Source organism: Kitasatospora sp. NBC_00458, assembly GCF_036013975.1.
Taxonomy (GTDB): Bacteria; Actinomycetota; Actinomycetes; order Streptomycetales; family Streptomycetaceae; genus Kitasatospora.
Map to the genome: position 1 here is coordinate 7394947 of NZ_CP107904.1, position 15118 is coordinate 7410064.

A 15118-nucleotide genomic window follows, 5' to 3' on the forward strand; every position below is an offset into this window, starting at 1 on the left:
GGCGCGGACAGGAGCACCTCATGGCGATCATCGTGACCCTCGACTTCCCCGACCTCTCCCAGGCCCAGTACGACGAGGCGGTGGACCGGCTGACCGGTGGCGCGGGGCTGAACAGCCCCGCGGACTGGCCGGTGCGCGGGCTGGTGCTGCACGTGTCGGGGCCGAACCCGGACGGTCGCGGCTGGCACGTCACCGACGTCTGGGAGTCGCGGGAGGCGTTCGAGCAGTTCGGGGCGGTGCTGCTGCCGATCCTGCGGGAGCTCGGCGTCGAGTCGGCGCCGCCGCTGATCTGCGAGGCCTACGCCGTGGTCCGGTGACCGGCCCGGCGAGGGCAGGCTCGGCGGTCCCGCCCGGTCCCGCCCGGTCCCGCCTGGTCCCGCCTGGTCCCGCCCGGCGTTCCCGCCCGGGGCCGGTCAGGCCGCGTGCGGCTTCCGCACCCGCTCCGGCGCCGCCGGCTCCGCCGTGCCGGCCACGCCCGCCGGGCCGTCCGCGAGCGCCAGGTCGTGGTGGATCGGCCCGTTCCCGGCGCTCAGCGGCAGGCAGCTGCCGCCCCGCCGGTGGGCGACGATCTCGGCGGCCACCGAAACGGCGGTCTCCTCGGGGGTGCGGGCACCGAGGTCCAGGCCGATGGGGGAGCGCAGCCGGCCGATCTCGGTGTCGGTGAGGCCGCTCTCGCGCAGCCTGGCCTCCCGGTCGCGGTGGGTGCGGCGGGAGCCCATCGCGCCGACGTAGCCGACCGGGAGCCGGAGCGCGCGTTCCAGTAGCGGGATGTCGAACTTGGCGTCGTGGGTGAGCACGCAGAGCACCGTCCGGCCGTCGATCCGGTCGAGCTGGGAGTCCAGGTAGCGGTGCGGCCAGTCGACGACGACCTGGTCGGCGTCGGGGAAGCGCCGCCGGGTCGCGAAGACGGGGCGGGCGTCGCAGACGGTGACGTGGTAGCCGAGGAACCTGCCGATCCGGACGACCGCGGCCGCGAAGTCGATCGCGCCGAAGACCAGCATCCGCGGCGCGGGCACGTAGGACTCGACGAAGAAGGTCACGGTGCCGCGGTCGTGCTCGTCGCAGGGGCGTCCGTCGAGGCCGAGCACCAACTGCCCGGTGCGTCCGGCGTCGAGCATGGCCCGGGCCTCGCGGACGAGGGCCCGTTCGAGGGCGGCCACCGTGGTGGGGGCGGGGGAGAGGCCGCCGTGGTGGGTGCCGGCGGTGACGGTGACCGTGGTGCCGACGAGGGCGGCGGGCCCGGCGATGACGCGGGCGAGGGCGACCGGGGTGCCGGCGGCGACGGCGGCGAGGCCGGTGTCGAGCGCCGGGTCGGTGCCGGGGACGACCGGCTGGACGAAGACGTCGATGATGCCGCCGCAGGTCAGGCCGACGGCGAAGGCGTCCTCGTCGCTGTAGCCGAACCGCTCCAGCACGGGTCGGCCGGATTCCAGGGCGGCCCGGCAGAGCTCGTAGACGGCGCCCTCGACGCACCCGCCGGAGACGCTGCCGACGGCCTCGCCGTCCGCGTCGACGGCGAGCGCGGCGCCCGGGTCGCGCGGGGCGCTGCCGGAGACCCCGACCACCGTGGCCACGGCGAAGGCGCGGCCGGACGCGTGCCAGGCCTTCAGCTGCTCGGCGATGTCCTGCATGGCGGGAGCTCCTTGTCGCTTTCGAGGGTAGCCGCAGAGGGGTCGGCGGGCGCAGGCGGAGGACCGGCCGCCGGGACGGGCCGCCGTACGGGACGGGCCGACGGGCGGGACGGGCCGCCGTACGGGAGAACGATCCCGTACGGCGGCGGTACCGCTCCGGACGGGTCGGTCAGTGCACGCCCAGCCAGGACTTGACCGGGGTGAGCGCGAAGTAGACGACGAAGACGGCGGTCAGGATCCACATCAGCGCGCCGGGCTCGCGCCACTTGCCCTGCCCGGCCTTGATCACCGTGTAGGAGATCACCCCGGCCGCGACCCCGGCGGTGATGCTGTAGGTGAACGGCATCAGGACGCAGGTGAGGAAGGCGGGGATGGCGACCTCGCGGTCGGACCAGTCGATGTGCCGGGCCTGGCTCATCATCATCGAGCCGATGACGACGAGGGCGGCGGAGGCGACCTCGACCGGGACGATGCCGGCCAGCGGGGAGAAGAACAGCATCAGGGCGAAGAGCCCGCCGGTGACGGTGGAGGCGAGGCCGGTGCGGGCGCCGTCGCCGACGCCGGTGGCGGACTCGACGAAGACGGTCTGCCCGGAGGCGCCGGCGAGGCCGCCGACCGCGCCGCCGGCGCCGTCGATGAACAGCGCCTTGGAGAGCCCGGGCATCCGGCCGCGCTTGTCGGCGAGACCGGCCTCGGTGCCGACGCCGATGATGGTGGCCATCGCGTCGAAGAACCCGGCGAGCACGAGGGTGAAGACGGCGACCGAGGCGCTGATCGCGCCCATGCCCTGCCCGCCGAAGGCGCCGAACAGGTCGACGTCGCCGAAGAGGCTGAAGTCGGGGGCGGAGACGGGGGAGCCGGGCCAGACCGGTACGGAGTTGCGCCAGGCCTCGGCGGGGACACCGGCGGCCTTGTTGACGACCACCGCGAGGACGGTGCCGCCGGCGATGCCGATCAGGATGGCGCCGCGCACGTTGCGGGCCATCAGGACGAAGATGGCGAGCAGGGTGACGCAGAAGACCAGCACCGGCCAGCCGGCGAGTTCGCCGGTCGGGCCGAGCGAGAGCGGGGTCGGTCCGCCGGTGTGCATGAACCCGGCCTTGAAGAGGCCGATGACGGTGACGAAGAGTCCGATGCCGATGGTGATCGCGTGCTTGAGCGGCAGGGGTATGCCGTTCATGATCTTCTCGCGCAGGCCGGAGACGACCAGCAGCACGATCAGCAGGCCGTAGATGACGCACAGGCCCATCGCCTGCGGCCAGGTGGTGTGCGGGACGACCAGGGCCGAGACGGCGCCGGAGACCGAGAGGCCGGCGGCGAGGGCGAGCGGCACGTTGCCGACCAGGCCCATCAGGACCGTGGTGACCGCCGCCGCGAGCGCGGTGGCGGTGGTGAGCGCGGCGTGGTCCAGCGTGGCGCCGGTGGCGTCGGCGCCGCTCAGGATGAGCGGGTTGAGCAGGATGATGTAGGCCATCGCCATGAACGTGGTGACGCCGCCGCGGAGTTCGTTGGCGAGGCTCGATCCCCGGGCGGAGATCTTGAAGTAGGCGTCCAGCGCGTTCCCGGGCGCCGCCGGGGCCGACGTGGGGGTGTCGTCCGCGGTGGACTCGGAGGGTCTGTCTTCAGTGGTGCCGGGCTCCGTGGGGATCCTGGTCATGTCCACTCCCAAGTGTCAAAGGGGGTTGGGGTGGGCGAGCCGACCTGACAGCCAGTCAATGGAGGTGTGGCACAGGGGGACGATTCGACTCACGGGTGCGCGGGTGGGCCGGTCCGCCGCAGAGCCCCGGCGTGGGAGGCGGCGGACCGTGGTGCGGGGGCGTGCGGGGGTGCGGGCGCCACCGGGACATGCGGGTGGTGTCCGTGGTGCAGGAGGCGGCGCAGGAGGTGGTGCAGGAGGTGCGGGGATGTGCCGGTGGTGCGCCCCGGGGCGGCGGGGAAGACGGTCGCCGCCCCGGGGAGGTCCGTGGGCCCGCGGCTAGAGCGCCCCGGGCCGTTCGGTGGTGAGGTGCTCGGGCCGGACCGGGATCCGCCGGAGCGCCAGGCCGGTGGCGTTGCGGATGGCGGCCACGATGGACGGCGTCGCCGAGACGGTCGGCGCCTCGCCCACCCCGCGCAGCCCGTACGGCGCGTTGGGGTCGGGGAGTTCGAGGATCTCGACCGGGATCGGCGGGGTGTCCAGGATGGTCGGGATCAGGTAGTCGGTGAAGGAGGCGTTGCGCACCTTCCCGTCCCGGACGATGATCTCCTCCATCACGGCCAGCCCCAGCGCCTGCGTGCAGCCGCCCTGGATCTGGCCGACCACGGAGAGCGGGTTGAGCGCCTTGCCGACGTCCTGGACGGCGGTCAGCTCGACCACCTTGACCAGGCCGAGTTCGACGTCCACGTCGACCACCGCGCGGTTGGCGCAGAAGGTGTACTGGACGTGGCCGAAGCCCTGCCCGGTCTCCTTGTCGAACGGCACGGTCGGGCGGTGGTGGTGCTCCCGGGTGAGGTCGATCGCGTCGTCGCCGAGCAGGTCGACCATGGAGACCAGCGGTCCGGCCGCCGCCGACACCACCTTGCCGCCGGTCAGCGTGATGTCGTTCCAGGTCCAGCCGTAGCGGCGCCGGCCCTTCTCGATCAGCGCGTGCCGGACGGCCTCGGCCGCGAGCTTGACGGCGCCGCCGGTCATGTAGGTCTGCCGGGACGCCGAGGTGGAACCGGCCGAGCCGATCCCGGTGTCGGCCGGGTGGATGGTGACCTGTTCGACGCCGAGTTCGGTGCGGGCGATCTGCGCGTGGACGGTGACGCCGCCCTGGCCGACCTCGGCCATCGCGGTGTGCACCAGGGCGACCGGCTCGCCGCCGATGACCTCCAGCCGGACCCGGGCGGTGGAGTAGTCGTCGAAGCCCTCGGAGAAGCCGACGTTCTTGATGCCGACGGAGTAGCCGACGCCGCGCACGATGCCCTCGCCGTGCGAGGTGTTGGAGAGCGCGCCGGGCAGCTGGCGGACGTCCAGGTCGTCGAGGTCGAGCGGCGGCGGCAGCGGCATGTCCTTGACCCGCTGGAGCAGGTCGGCGACCGGCGCGGGCGCGTCGATCTCCTGGCCGGTGGGCATCAGGTCGCCCTGCTTCACCGCGTTGAGCTGCCTCAACTCGACCGGGTCCATGCCGAGTTCGGCGGCGAGCCGGTCCATCTGGGTCTCGTAGCCGAAGGCGGCCTGGACGGCCCCGAAGCCGCGCATCGCCCCGCAGGACGGGTTGTTGCTGTACAGCGCGATGGCGTGCATCCGGACGTTCGGGATCACGTACGGGCCGTGCCCGAGCGAGGCGGCGTTGCCGACCACGGCCGGCGAGGCGGAGGCGTAGGCGCCGCCGTCCAGCACGATCCGGGCGTCGGCGTAGACCAGCCTGCCGTCCCGGGTGGCGCCGTGCTCGTAGAACATCCGCGCGGGGTGGCGGTGGACGTGGCCGAAGAAGGACTCGTCCCGGGCGTAGACGATCTTGACGGGCTTGTCGGTCCGCTGGGCCAGCAGGCAGGCGTGGATCTGCATCGACAGGTCCTCGCGGCCGCCGAAGGCACCGCCGACGCCGGCCAGGGTGAGCCGGACCTTCTCCTCCGGCAGGCCGAGCACCGGTGCGATCTGCTGCCGGTCCACGTGCAGCCACTGGGTGGCGATGTAGAGGTCGATGCCGCCGTCCTCGGCGGGCACGGCCAGCCCGGACTCCGGGCCGAGGAAGGCCTGGTCCTGCATGCCGACCTCGTACGTGCCGGAGACGACGACGTCGGCCAGCGCCCGCACCTCGTCGGTCACGCCCAGGCCGGAGACCAGCCGCTGCTCGTGGCAGATGTTGCCGTGGGCGTGGGACTTGTACTCGTGCGGCTCGTGCACGTAGCCGTGCGTCGCCGGGTCGAGGCACTGCTCCTCGGTGACGATCGGGGTGAGCACCTCGTACTCGACCCTGATCTTCTTCACCGCGCGCCGGGCGGTCTCCGGGTGGTCGGCCGCGACCAGCGCGATCGCCTCCCCGTGGTAGCGGATCCTGTCGATCGCCAGGGCCGGCTGGTCGGCGATCTCCAGGCCGTAGTACTTCGCCCCGGGGATGTCCTCGTGGGTGAGGACGGCGTAGACGCCGGGTACGGCGAGCGCCTCGGAGACGTCCACGCTCAGGATGTTCGCCCGGGGGTGCGGCGAGCGCAGCGCCATGCCCCAGAGCATGTCCTCGTGCCACAGGTCGGAGGAGTACGCGAACTCGCCGCGCACCTTCAGCGTGCCGTCGGGGCGCAGCGGCGAGCCGCCGATGCCGTCCTTGCTGGCCTGCCGGATGTCCTGGAGGTTCTTCTGCCCCTGGATGGTCCGGGCGGCGGTCCGCGCGCCCGACCGCGCGTCCGGCGTCGCGCCCGACACGTCCGGCTCCGTACTCGGCTTCGTGCTCGACTTCGTGCTCATTCCGCGACCGCCTTGCCCGCGCACTTGCGGGCGGACGCCAGCCGCACCGCGTCCATGATCTTCTCGTAGCCGGTGCAGCGGCACAGGTTGCCCGACAGCGCCTCCCGGATGTCGGAGTCGGAGGGCTGGGACTCCTGCTCCAGCAGCGCGTCGGTCTGCACCAGCAGGCCCGGCGTGCAGAAGCCGCACTGGACGGCGCCGGCGTCCACGAACGCCTGCTGGACGAGGCCCAGCCCGCCGTCCTCGCCGCCGAGCCCCTCGACGGTGCGCACCTCGCGGTCCTGCACCTGGCCGGCCGCGACCAGACAGGAGCAGACCGGCACGCCGTCCAGGTAGACCGTGCAGGAGCCGCACTCGCCCTGCTCGCAGGCGTTCTTGGAACCGGGCAGGCCGACCCGCTCGCGCAGCACGTAGAGCAGGCTCTCGCCCTCCCAGACGTCGTCGGCCTCGACCGGCTTGCCGTTGGCGGTGAAAGTGACCCTCATGCCGCGCTCCTGATCTGCTTGCGGTAGTCGTTCCAGGTCCAGGTGAGGGTGCGCCGCGCCATCACGGCGAGCGCGTGCCGCCGGTAGTCGGCGGTGCCCCGGACGTCGTCGATCGGGGAGGCGGCGGCCTTGACCAGTTCGCCGAACCGCTGGACCACCTCGGAACCCAGCAGCTCGCCGGTCTCCCAGAGGCCGCGCTCGGCGAGCACGCCGCGCAGGTACTCCTCGGCCTCGACGGCGCGGCGCGGAGTGGGGGCCGCCGAGCCGATGCCGGTGCCGACGGTGCCGTTCCCCGGGTGCAGCGCGAAGCCGAACGCGCAGACCGCGATCACCATCGCGTTGCGGGTGCCGATCTTGGAGAACTGCTGCGGGCCGTCCGCGACGGGGATCCGCACCGCGCGGATCAGCTCGTCGGCCTCCAGGCAGTTGCGCTTGACCCCCACGTAGAAGTCGTCGATCGGGATCAGCCGGGTGCCGCGCACCGAGGCCGCCTCGACGAACACGTCGCGGCCGGCGGCCAGCAGCGCCGGGTGGGAGTCACCGGCGGGGGAGGCCGCGCCGAGGTTGCCGCCGACGCCGCCGCGGTTGCGGATCTGCGGGGAGCCGACGGTGTGGGCGGCCAGCGCGAGGCCCGGCAGCGGGCCGGACAGCTCGTCGATGATCCGGCTGTAGGGGACGGCGGCGCCGAGCCGGACGACCTGCCCGTCGTCGGTCCACTCGGTGAGCTCGGTGACGCGGTTCAGGTCGAGAATCGCGGGTGGCCGGTGCACGTCGAAGTTCATCTCGACCATGACGTCCGTGCCGCCCGAGATGGGCAGCGCGGCCGGGTACTCAGCCTTCGCCGCGAGCGCCTCGTCCCAGGTGGAGGGCCGAAGGAACTCCATGCGGGTGTCTCCTCAAGTCGTTGCCGGCCGGACGGGTGGGCACAGTGCCCGGGCCGTGTGTTCGGGCCCTGCTCGCCGCGTCGTCGCCTTCGCGTCGGGCCCCGGTCACCGGCGTGTGTCCGGCGGCGTGTGGCCAGTGAACCGCTGTGACGGGGCCCACTGGCAGTCACCGATGGCATGAAGCCCCGGCTGTGGTCCCGCCCGGCATCCTGTACGTTCCTCTAAGGAGAACGACGCCGCAGCCCAGCCGTGCGCGGGGTGCTACCTATGACCGTAATCCGGCCGTGATTCCCGAGCCACGGCCCCGTGATCCGGGCACCCGTTGGGACGTAACACCGAGCACGCGTGTTCGGGCACACTGTCACCCCGGACCGGCGCACCCGGTTCCGTTCCCCCTCCCCCCAGCCCGTTAGGAGCCCGCGGATGCGTGTCCGTGACCTGCTCGCCCCCGGCGCCCCGCGCCTGCGCCTGCTCGCGGCCGAGGACGAGCTGGACCGGCAGGTCAGCGGCGTGATGACGACCGACCTGCACGACCCGGGCCGGTACCTGCACGGCGGCGAGCTGGTCCTCACCGGCATGCTCTGGCGGACGGCACCGACCGACTCCGAGCGGTTCGTGCGGACCATCGTGGCGGGCGGGGCGGTCGCCCTCGCGGCCGGCGAGGCCGAGGTCGGGCCGGTCCCCGAGGACCTGGTGGAGGCCTGTCGCCGGCACCGGATGCCGCTGCTGGCCGTGCCCGACGACATCGCCTTCGGCACGGTCACCGAGTTCGTCGGCCGCCAGGTGTCCGCCGACCGGGCCGCCGACCTGGCGGCCCTGGTCGACCGGCACCGGCTGCTGGTCTCCGCGGCGGGCGGCGGGGGCCTCGACGCCGTCCTCGACCTGCTCGGCGGCGACCTCGACCTCGACTGCTGGGTGCTCACCCCGACGGGCGCGGTGATCGCCGGCCCCGTCGACCGGCTCCCCGCCGAGGACCGCGACCAGCTGGTCCGCGCCCACCTCGCCGCCCAGCGCCAGCGCCGCCGCCCGCCGCACCGGGCCCGGCTGGCCGTCGGCCCGTACTCGCTGCTGCCCGCGCCCGCCGCCCCCGACGCGCAGGCGCCGCTCGCCGACTGGGTGCTGGCGGTCGCCGGCGACGTCACCGAGTGGACCGGCAAGCGCCAGCAGCTCGCCGAGAACCTGGCCCGGCTGGTCGCCGCCGAGCGGCACCGCCGCGACGAGGGCCGCCGGCTGCGCCGGCGCCTCGCCGACGAGGTGCTGGCCCTGCTCCAGCGGGACGCCGACCCGGCGGAGATCAGCCGCACCCTGTACGCGTCCTCGGCGATGGCCGCCCGCTACGAGAGCCCCGAGCCCAGGGCGCAGGCGCCGGACGGCTCCTGGCTGGTGCTCAGCGCCGAGGGCACCGGCCTGCCCGAGGGGGCCGTTCGGGCGATCCTGGAGGAAGCCCTCAACGCCGTGACCGACCGTGCGCTGGTCGCGGGGGCGGGCACCGGCGCCGTGGTGGTGATGCCCGCGCTGGACAGCGCCGTCCCGGCCGAGAGCCTGCGCGACCTGCTCGCCCCGCTGGACGCCGGGCTCGGTTCGGAGGGCCGGATCACCCTCGGCGTCTCCGCCCCGGCCCCCGAGGCGGGCGGCCTGCGCGGCGCGTTGGAGGAGGCCCGGCACGCCCGCCGGATCGCCGCCTCCCGGGTCGGCCGGGTCTGCGTGGCCGGGCCGGAGGAGCTGGCCTCGCACGTGCTGCTGCTGGCGGCCGTCCCGGACGAGGTGCGGCGGGCCTTCCGCAGCCGGCTGCTGGACACGGTGATCGCCTACGACATCGAGCACCAGGCCGACCTGGTCCGCACCCTGGAGGCGTTCCTCCGGTCGGACGGCTCGTGGACGCGGTGCGCCGCGCAGCTGCACGTCCACGTCAACACGCTGCGCTACCGGATCGGCCGGATCGAGGAGTTGACGGGCCGTGACCTCTCCCGGCTGGAGGACCGGGTGGACTTCTACCTGGCGCTCGAACTGGCCTGACCCGCGCCCCGCCCGCACCTGACCCGCGCCCCGCCTGCCTGCGCCCCCGCGCCCCCCGGGCCGGCCGGCGCCCCGGACACGACGAGGCCCCCGGAGCACGCGCTCCGGGGGCCTCGCCGTGTCCGCGTGCGGGTGCGGGTGCCCTGCGGGCCCTACTGGACGGGGATGACGCCGGTCAGCCACTCGAACACGCCCGGCACCATGTCCTTCCAGACGTCGCTGGAGTGCGGGCCGGTGGTCTCGACCACCTGGACCGTGGTCGGCGCCTTGGCCGCCGACGCGATGGCCTGGCCGTCCTCGTAGCCGTCGCCCTTGTTGCCGGAGACGTACAGCGCCACCTTCGGCGGCTGGGCGGCGTGCTTCACCAGGTTGACGGGGTTGTTGGCCTCGCGCAGCGCCGGGTCCTTGCCGACCAGCGAGTCCTTCTCGGTCGCCGGGTCGTTGTAGCCGGAGAGGCTGACGCCGGCCCGGTAGCGGTTCGGGTGGGCCAGCGAGAGCTTGGAGGCGCAGTGCGCGCCGGCCGAGTAGCCGGCGATCGCCCAGCGGTCGGCGGACGGGTCGGCCCGGAAGTTGTCCAGGATCATCTGCGGGACGTCCCGGGTCAGCCAGGTGTCGGCGTTGACCTTCCCCGGCACGTCGGTGCAGCCGGCGTCGGTGCGGTTGCCCAGCAGCAGGGTGCGCGGCGAGACGAGGATGAACGGCGCCACCTTGCCCTGCTGCATCAGCGGCTTGAGCTGCTCGGAGACCTTGAGCGTGCCGTACCAGGTGGAGGAGGAGCCCGGGTAGCCGGGGATCAGCTCGACGACCGGGAACTTCTTGTCCTTGAACGCCGGGTCGTTGTACTGCGGCGGCAGCCAGACCAGCACCTCGCCGTCGACGCCCGACAGCTGGCCCTTGAGGTCGGTCTTCTGGACGTCGCCCGGCACCTTCGGGTCGTCGACGCCGCGGAAGGCCTGCTGGACCTTGTTGGCCGGCGGCTTGGCGTCCCCGGCCGGTGCGGCCGCCCCGGGGGCCGGGGTCGCTCCGGCGGTCGGCGCACCGTTCGGGGCCGGGTCGGCCGGCGGGACGACGGGCACCGCCCGGACGTGCTTGCCGGTGCCGAGCAGGTCGTCCCAGCTGCCGTAGATCAGGTTGGCGTTGTTGACCATGACGAAGACCATGATCACGGCGGTGGCCTGGCAGAACACCAGCATGGCGAGCCTCGACAGGACGCGCACCGGCTTCGGCCCGCGGACCCTGCCCCAGAGCACCATCGCCACCGCGATGGAGATCGGCACGAGGATGACCGTGCAGACGAAGAATGGTGTACCTGTCAGTTGCATGAAGTTCTCGTATCCGGGTTCGAAACCGTCCGGGCCCCACTCGCCCGGAACGCCGCCTCAATGGCATCAGACGGCCTGAAACGGGGATCGGTTGCCGTCCGAATCTGTGCGAAACCTGAGAGGAACATCACGTTTACGTGCTGCTCCCTTTTCGGGTCCGCCCTAGTCTGCCACCCTGGCAGACCCTGCCCGGACGCTGCTTCCAGCGGACTCCCAGGAATCCCCCGCAGGGCACGATACCGCCCGTACGGATCCGGCCGCCGGGCGAGGCGGTGCGAAGTCGCGTCCGCCGGGCAGCGAGACTATGGGGATGAGCACAACCCGCACTGGTCCCATCCGCCGGCTCTGGCCCGCCTGCGCCGTCCTGGCCCTCGTGGTCGCCGTAGCCGGCTGCAGCAGCACCGGAGGCAGACGCGCCGAGCAGGCGCGCGCCAAGGCCTCGGCCGCCGGCGGCGCCGTCACCACGCCCCGCTGGAAGGTCGCGATGGTGACCCACGCGGGAGCCGGCGACGCCTTCTGGGACACCGTGCGCAAGGGGGCCGAGCAGGCCGCCGCCAAGGACAACATCACCTTCCTGTACTCCAACGACGCGCAGACCCAGAACCAGGTCCAGCTCGTCCAGGCCGCCATCGACCAGAAGGTCGACGGCCTGCTGGTCACCCTGGCCAAGGGCGAGGCGATGGCCGACGTGCTGGGCAAGGCCAGGGCCGCCGGCATCCCGGTGATCACCATCAACTCGGGCCAGGAGTTCTCGGCCCGCTTCGGCGCGCTCACCCACATCGGCCAGGACGAGTCGACCGCGGGACAGGCGGCCGGCACCGAGCTGGCGGCCCGGGGCCGCAAGAACGTCCTGTGCGTGATCCACGAGCAGGGCAACGTGGGGCAGGAGCAGCGCTGCTCCGGCGCCCAGGCCACCTCCGGCGGGTCCTTCCAGGTGCTCTACGTCGACGGCGTCAACATGCCGGACGCCCGCGCCGCGGTCTCCGCCAAGCTCCAGTCCGACCAGGGCATCGACACCGTGCTGACCCTCTCCGGCCCGATGGCCGCCACCGGTCTCCAGGCGGTCCAGGACGCCCGCCGCCCGGTCGAGCTCGACACCTTCGACCTGGGCACCCAGGTGGTGTCCGGCCTCAAGTCCGGCGCCGTCGGCTTCGCCGTCGACCAGCAGCCCTACCTCCAGGGCTACGAGGGCGTCGACCTGCTCTGGCTCTACCGCTCCAACCTCGACATGCTCGGCGGGGGCAAGCCGGTCGCCACCGGCCCGCAGATCCTCACCCGGAAGGACGCCGACGCGCTCGCCGAGTACGTGGCGAGGGGGACGCGTTGAGCACCCCCGACGTCCTGGCCCAGGACCGCCCGGCGGCGCTGCGACGGCTCGCCGCCCGGCCCGAACTGGGCGCGCTGATCGCCGCCGCCGCGGTCTTCCTGGTCTTCGCCGCCGTCGCCGAACCGTTCCTGCGGGTCTCCTCGATGGGCACCGTGCTGTACGCGGCGTCCACCATCGGGATCATGGCGGTGCCGGTCTCGCTGCTGATGATCGGCGGCGAGTTCGACCTGTCGGCCGGCGTGCTGGTCACCACCGCCGCGCTCACCTCGTCGATGGTGTCCTACCAGCTCACCGCGGTGACCTGGGTCGGTGTGCTGGTCTCCCTGGGCGTCACGCTCTCGGTCGGCCTGTTCAACGGCTGGATGCTGGCCCGCACCAGGCTGCCGAGCTTCATCGTCACGCTCGGCACCTTCCTGATGCTCACCGGCGCCAACCTCGGCGTCACCAAGCTGGTCTCCGGCACCGTCTCCACCAAGCCGATCTCCGACATGGAGGGCTTCGCCTCCTGCCGCTGGCTGTTCGCCTCCGAGGTGACCGTCGGCGGGCTGACGATCAAGGCCACCGTCTGGTGGTGGCTCGGCCTGCTGGTCGTCGGCAGCTGGGTGCTGCTGCGCACCCGGTTCGGCAACTGGGTCTACGCGGTCGGCGGGGACGCCGCCGCGGCCCGCGCGGTCGGCGTCCCGGTCGCCCGCACGAAGACGGTGCTCTACCTGTTCGTCGGCTTCGGCGCCTGGGTGCTCGGCCAGCACCTGCTCTTCTCCTTCGACACCGTGCAGTCCGGCGAGGGCGTCGGCAACGAGCTGATCTACATCGTCGCGGCCGTCATCGGCGGCTGCCTGATCACCGGCGGCTACGGCTCGGTGGCCGGCTCCGCGCTCGGGGCGCTGATCTTCGGCATGGCCAGCAAGGGCATCATCTACGCCCAGTGGAACCCGGACTGGTTCAAGTTCTTCCTCGGCGCGATGCTGCTGCTCGCCGCCCTGCTGAACTCCTGGGTGAAGCGCCGGGCCGAACGGGGGCCGCGATGACCGCGCCGGACACGACGGCCGCGCCCGGGGCGGGCGCCGAACTGCTCGCCCTCGAAGGCGTCGGCAAGACCTACGGCACCGTCCGCGCGCTGGAGGACGTCTCGCTGACCCTGCGCTCCGGCGAGATCAGCTGCGTGCTCGGCGACAACGGCGCCGGCAAGTCCACCCTGATCAAGATCATCGCCGGGCTGCACCGGCACGACGAGGGCACCTTCACGGTGGGCGGCGAGGAGGTCCGCTTCGACTCGCCGCGCCAGGCCCTCGACCGCGGCATCGCCACCGTCTACCAGGACCTCGCGGTGGTCCCCCTGATGCCGGTCTGGCGGAACTTCTTCCTCGGCTCCGAACAGGGGTACAAGCGCTGGGGCGGCCTGTGGCTGGACGCCGACGGCATGCGGGCCACCACCCGGCGGGCGCTCGCCGACATGGGCATCGACCTGCCCGACGTCGACCGCCCGATCGGCACCCTCTCCGGCGGCCAGCGGCAGTGCGTCGCGATCGCCCGCGCCGTGCACTTCGGCGCCCGGGTGCTCATCCTGGACGAGCCGACCGCCGCGCTCGGCGTCAAGCAGTCCGGCGTGGTGCTCAAGTACGTCACCGCCGCCCGGGACGCCGGCCTCGGCGTGGTGCTGATCACCCACAACCCGCACCACGCCTACCTGGTCGGGGACCACTTCACCCTGCTCAAGCGGGGCCGGATGGCGGGCAGCCACCCCCGGGCGGAGATCGGCCTCGAACAGCTCACCACCGAGATGGCCGGCGGCTCGGACCTCGCCGAGCTCTCCCACGAGCTCGGCCGCGCGGCCGCCCCCGGGTCCGGTCCCGCCCCCGGGCCCGGCCCTCGCACCACCGACCCCGAACCCGACCCCCGTGAGGAGCGCCCGCAGCCGTGACCAGCCCCCAAGCCACCACCCGGCCGCCGGTCCTGCCGACCCTGCTCGGCCTCGGCCCCCGCGCCGAGCGCCGCCGCCGGGCGCTGCCCGCCGGCCTGCTGCGGCTGCCGACCATCGGCGTCGACATCGGGGGCACCAAGGTCGTCGCCGGAGTGGTGGACGGCGAGGGCAAGGTGCTGGAGAAGCTGCGCACCGACACGCCGGACAAGTCCAAGAGCCCCAAGGTGGTCGAGGACGTCATCGTCGAGCTGGTGCTGGAGCTCTCCGACCGGCACGACGTCCACGCGGTCGGCATCGGCGCGGCGGGCTGGGTGGACGCCGACCGCGCCACGGTGCTCTTCGCCCCGCACCTGAACTGGCGCAACGAGCCGCTCCAGCAGGCGCTCAGCGAGCGGCTGCGGTTCCCGGTGATCGTCGAGAACGACGCCAACGCCGCGGCCTGGGCCGAGTGGCGGTTCGGCGCCGGCCGCGGGGAGGACCACATGGTGATGCTCACCCTGGGCACCGGCATCGGCGGCGCCGTCGTCCGCGACGGCTTCGTCGACCGGGGCAGGTACGGGCTGGCGGGCGAGTTCGGGCACATGCAGGTGGTGCCCGGCGGCCACCGGTGCCCGTGCGGGAACCGGGGCTGCTGGGAGCAGTACTCCTCCGGCAACGCGCTGGTCCGTGACGCGCGCGAACTGGTGGCCGAGGAGTCCCCGGTGGTCCAGCCGCTGCTGGCGCGGGCCGGCGGCGTGATCGAGGGCATCACCGGCCCGCTGGTCACCGAGGCCGCCCGGGCCGGCGACCCGACCGCCACCGAACTGCTCTACGAGGTCGGCACCTGGCTCGGGGTCGGCATCGCCAACCTGGCCGCGGCCCTCGACCCGGGCCGCTTCGTCGTCGGCGGCGGCGTCTCCGAGGCCGGCGACCTTCTGCTCGGCCCCGCCCGGGACGCCTTCCGCCGCACCCTCACCGGCCGCGGCTTCCGCCCCGAGGCGGTCATCGTCCACGCCGCCCTCGGCAACGAGGCCGGCCTGGTCGGCGCCGCCGACCTCGCCCGCCAGGTCGCCCGCCGCTTCCGCACCATCAAGCGCCGCCGGGTCGAGCGCACCGTCCCGTAG

12 protein-coding genes are annotated in these 15118 nt (G+C 73.5%); 6 read left to right on the top strand and 6 right to left on the bottom strand.

The window, feature by feature from the left end:
• The first annotated feature begins 20 nt into the window (after positions 1-20).
• A complete protein-coding gene (locus OG550_RS30190; protein ID WP_327682866.1) occupies positions 21-317 on the top strand; it encodes a hypothetical protein in 297 nt (98 codons plus the stop codon).
• A 96-nt stretch (positions 318-413) separates the two neighbouring features.
• Here OG550_RS30190 and OG550_RS30195 read toward each other — a convergent pair whose 3' ends face one another.
• From OG550_RS30195 to OG550_RS30215, 5 genes are all read right to left on the bottom strand, one after another.
• Positions 414-1631 (bottom strand): XdhC family protein, encoded by a 1218-nt coding sequence (locus OG550_RS30195; RefSeq protein WP_327682868.1) that lies wholly within the window; start codon positions 1629-1631, stop codon positions 414-416.
• Between the two features lie 169 nt (positions 1632-1800).
• Positions 1801-3288: an NCS2 family permease gene (locus OG550_RS30200; protein WP_327682870.1), complete on the bottom strand. Its 1488-nt coding sequence runs from the start codon at positions 3286-3288 to the stop codon at positions 1801-1803.
• A 318-nt stretch (positions 3289-3606) separates the two neighbouring features.
• Entirely contained in the window at positions 3607-6060 is a 2454-nt protein-coding gene (gene pucD, locus OG550_RS30205) for a xanthine dehydrogenase subunit D (protein WP_327682872.1), read from the bottom strand.
• On the bottom strand, positions 6057-6545 hold the full coding sequence (locus OG550_RS30210) for a (2Fe-2S)-binding protein (RefSeq protein ID WP_327682873.1): 489 nt from the start codon (positions 6543-6545) through the stop codon (positions 6057-6059). Before OG550_RS30210 ends, pucD begins: the two co-directional genes overlap by 4 nt.
• Complete coding sequence (locus OG550_RS30215) at positions 6542-7429, bottom strand: FAD binding domain-containing protein (protein ID WP_327682875.1); 888 nt, start codon at positions 7427-7429, stop codon at positions 6542-6544. Before OG550_RS30215 ends, OG550_RS30210 begins: the two co-directional genes overlap by 4 nt.
• A 423-nt stretch (positions 7430-7852) precedes the next feature.
• Between OG550_RS30215 and OG550_RS30220 the strand changes: the two genes are divergently transcribed.
• Positions 7853-9445, top strand: coding sequence for a PucR family transcriptional regulator (locus tag OG550_RS30220; protein WP_327682877.1), 1593 nt, complete (start codon positions 7853-7855; stop codon positions 9443-9445).
• 152 nt (positions 9446-9597) lie between these two features.
• On the opposite strand, the gene OG550_RS30225 is transcribed toward OG550_RS30220, so the two are convergent.
• Positions 9598-10767: an alpha/beta hydrolase gene (locus OG550_RS30225; RefSeq protein WP_327682879.1), complete on the bottom strand. Its 1170-nt coding sequence runs from the start codon at positions 10765-10767 to the stop codon at positions 9598-9600.
• A 310-nt stretch (positions 10768-11077) separates the two neighbouring features.
• On the opposite strand from OG550_RS30225, the gene OG550_RS30230 reads away from it, so the two are divergent.
• Genes OG550_RS30230 through OG550_RS30245 form a run of 4 tightly spaced genes read left to right on the top strand, consistent with a single transcriptional unit; the run spans position 11078 to position 15118 of the window.
• Complete coding sequence (locus OG550_RS30230; protein WP_327682881.1) at positions 11078-12094, top strand: substrate-binding domain-containing protein; 1017 nt, start codon at positions 11078-11080, stop codon at positions 12092-12094.
• The gene (locus tag OG550_RS30235; protein ID WP_327682883.1) at positions 12091-13122 is read left to right on the top strand and encodes an ABC transporter permease; all 1032 of its coding nucleotides are present in this window, start codon (positions 12091-12093) and stop codon (positions 13120-13122) included. Before OG550_RS30230 ends, OG550_RS30235 begins: the two co-directional genes overlap by 4 nt.
• Entirely contained in the window at positions 13119-14015 is an 897-nt protein-coding gene (locus OG550_RS30240) for an ATP-binding cassette domain-containing protein (RefSeq protein WP_327682884.1), read from the top strand. Before OG550_RS30235 ends, OG550_RS30240 begins: the two co-directional genes overlap by 4 nt.
• A complete protein-coding gene (locus OG550_RS30245) occupies positions 14012-15118 on the top strand; it encodes an ROK family glucokinase (RefSeq protein ID WP_442906098.1) in 1107 nt (368 codons plus the stop codon). Before OG550_RS30240 ends, OG550_RS30245 begins: the two co-directional genes overlap by 4 nt.

Excerpts from the sequence above, each read along its gene's own strand:
- OG550_RS30190 (WP_327682866.1), top strand. The coding sequence starts at position 21 with ATGGCGATCATCGTGACCCTCGACTTCCCCGACCTCTCCCAGGCCCAG.
- OG550_RS30195 (WP_327682868.1), bottom strand. The coding sequence starts at position 1,631 with ATGCAGGACATCGCCGAGCAGCTGAAGGCCTGGCACGCGTCCGGCCGC.
- OG550_RS30200 (WP_327682870.1), bottom strand. The coding sequence starts at position 3,288 with ATGACCAGGATCCCCACGGAGCCCGGCACCACTGAAGACAGACCCTCC.
- pucD (WP_327682872.1), bottom strand. The coding sequence starts at position 6,060 with ATGAGCACGAAGTCGAGCACGAAGCCGAGTACGGAGCCGGACGTGTCG.
- OG550_RS30210 (WP_327682873.1), bottom strand. The coding sequence starts at position 6,545 with ATGAGGGTCACTTTCACCGCCAACGGCAAGCCGGTCGAGGCCGACGAC.
- OG550_RS30215 (WP_327682875.1), bottom strand. The coding sequence starts at position 7,429 with ATGGAGTTCCTTCGGCCCTCCACCTGGGACGAGGCGCTCGCGGCGAAG.
- OG550_RS30220 (WP_327682877.1), top strand. The coding sequence starts at position 7,853 with ATGCGTGTCCGTGACCTGCTCGCCCCCGGCGCCCCGCGCCTGCGCCTG.
- OG550_RS30225 (WP_327682879.1), bottom strand. The coding sequence starts at position 10,767 with ATGCAACTGACAGGTACACCATTCTTCGTCTGCACGGTCATCCTCGTG.
- OG550_RS30230 (WP_327682881.1), top strand. The coding sequence starts at position 11,078 with ATGAGCACAACCCGCACTGGTCCCATCCGCCGGCTCTGGCCCGCCTGC.
- OG550_RS30240 (WP_327682884.1), top strand. The coding sequence starts at position 13,119 with ATGACCGCGCCGGACACGACGGCCGCGCCCGGGGCGGGCGCCGAACTG.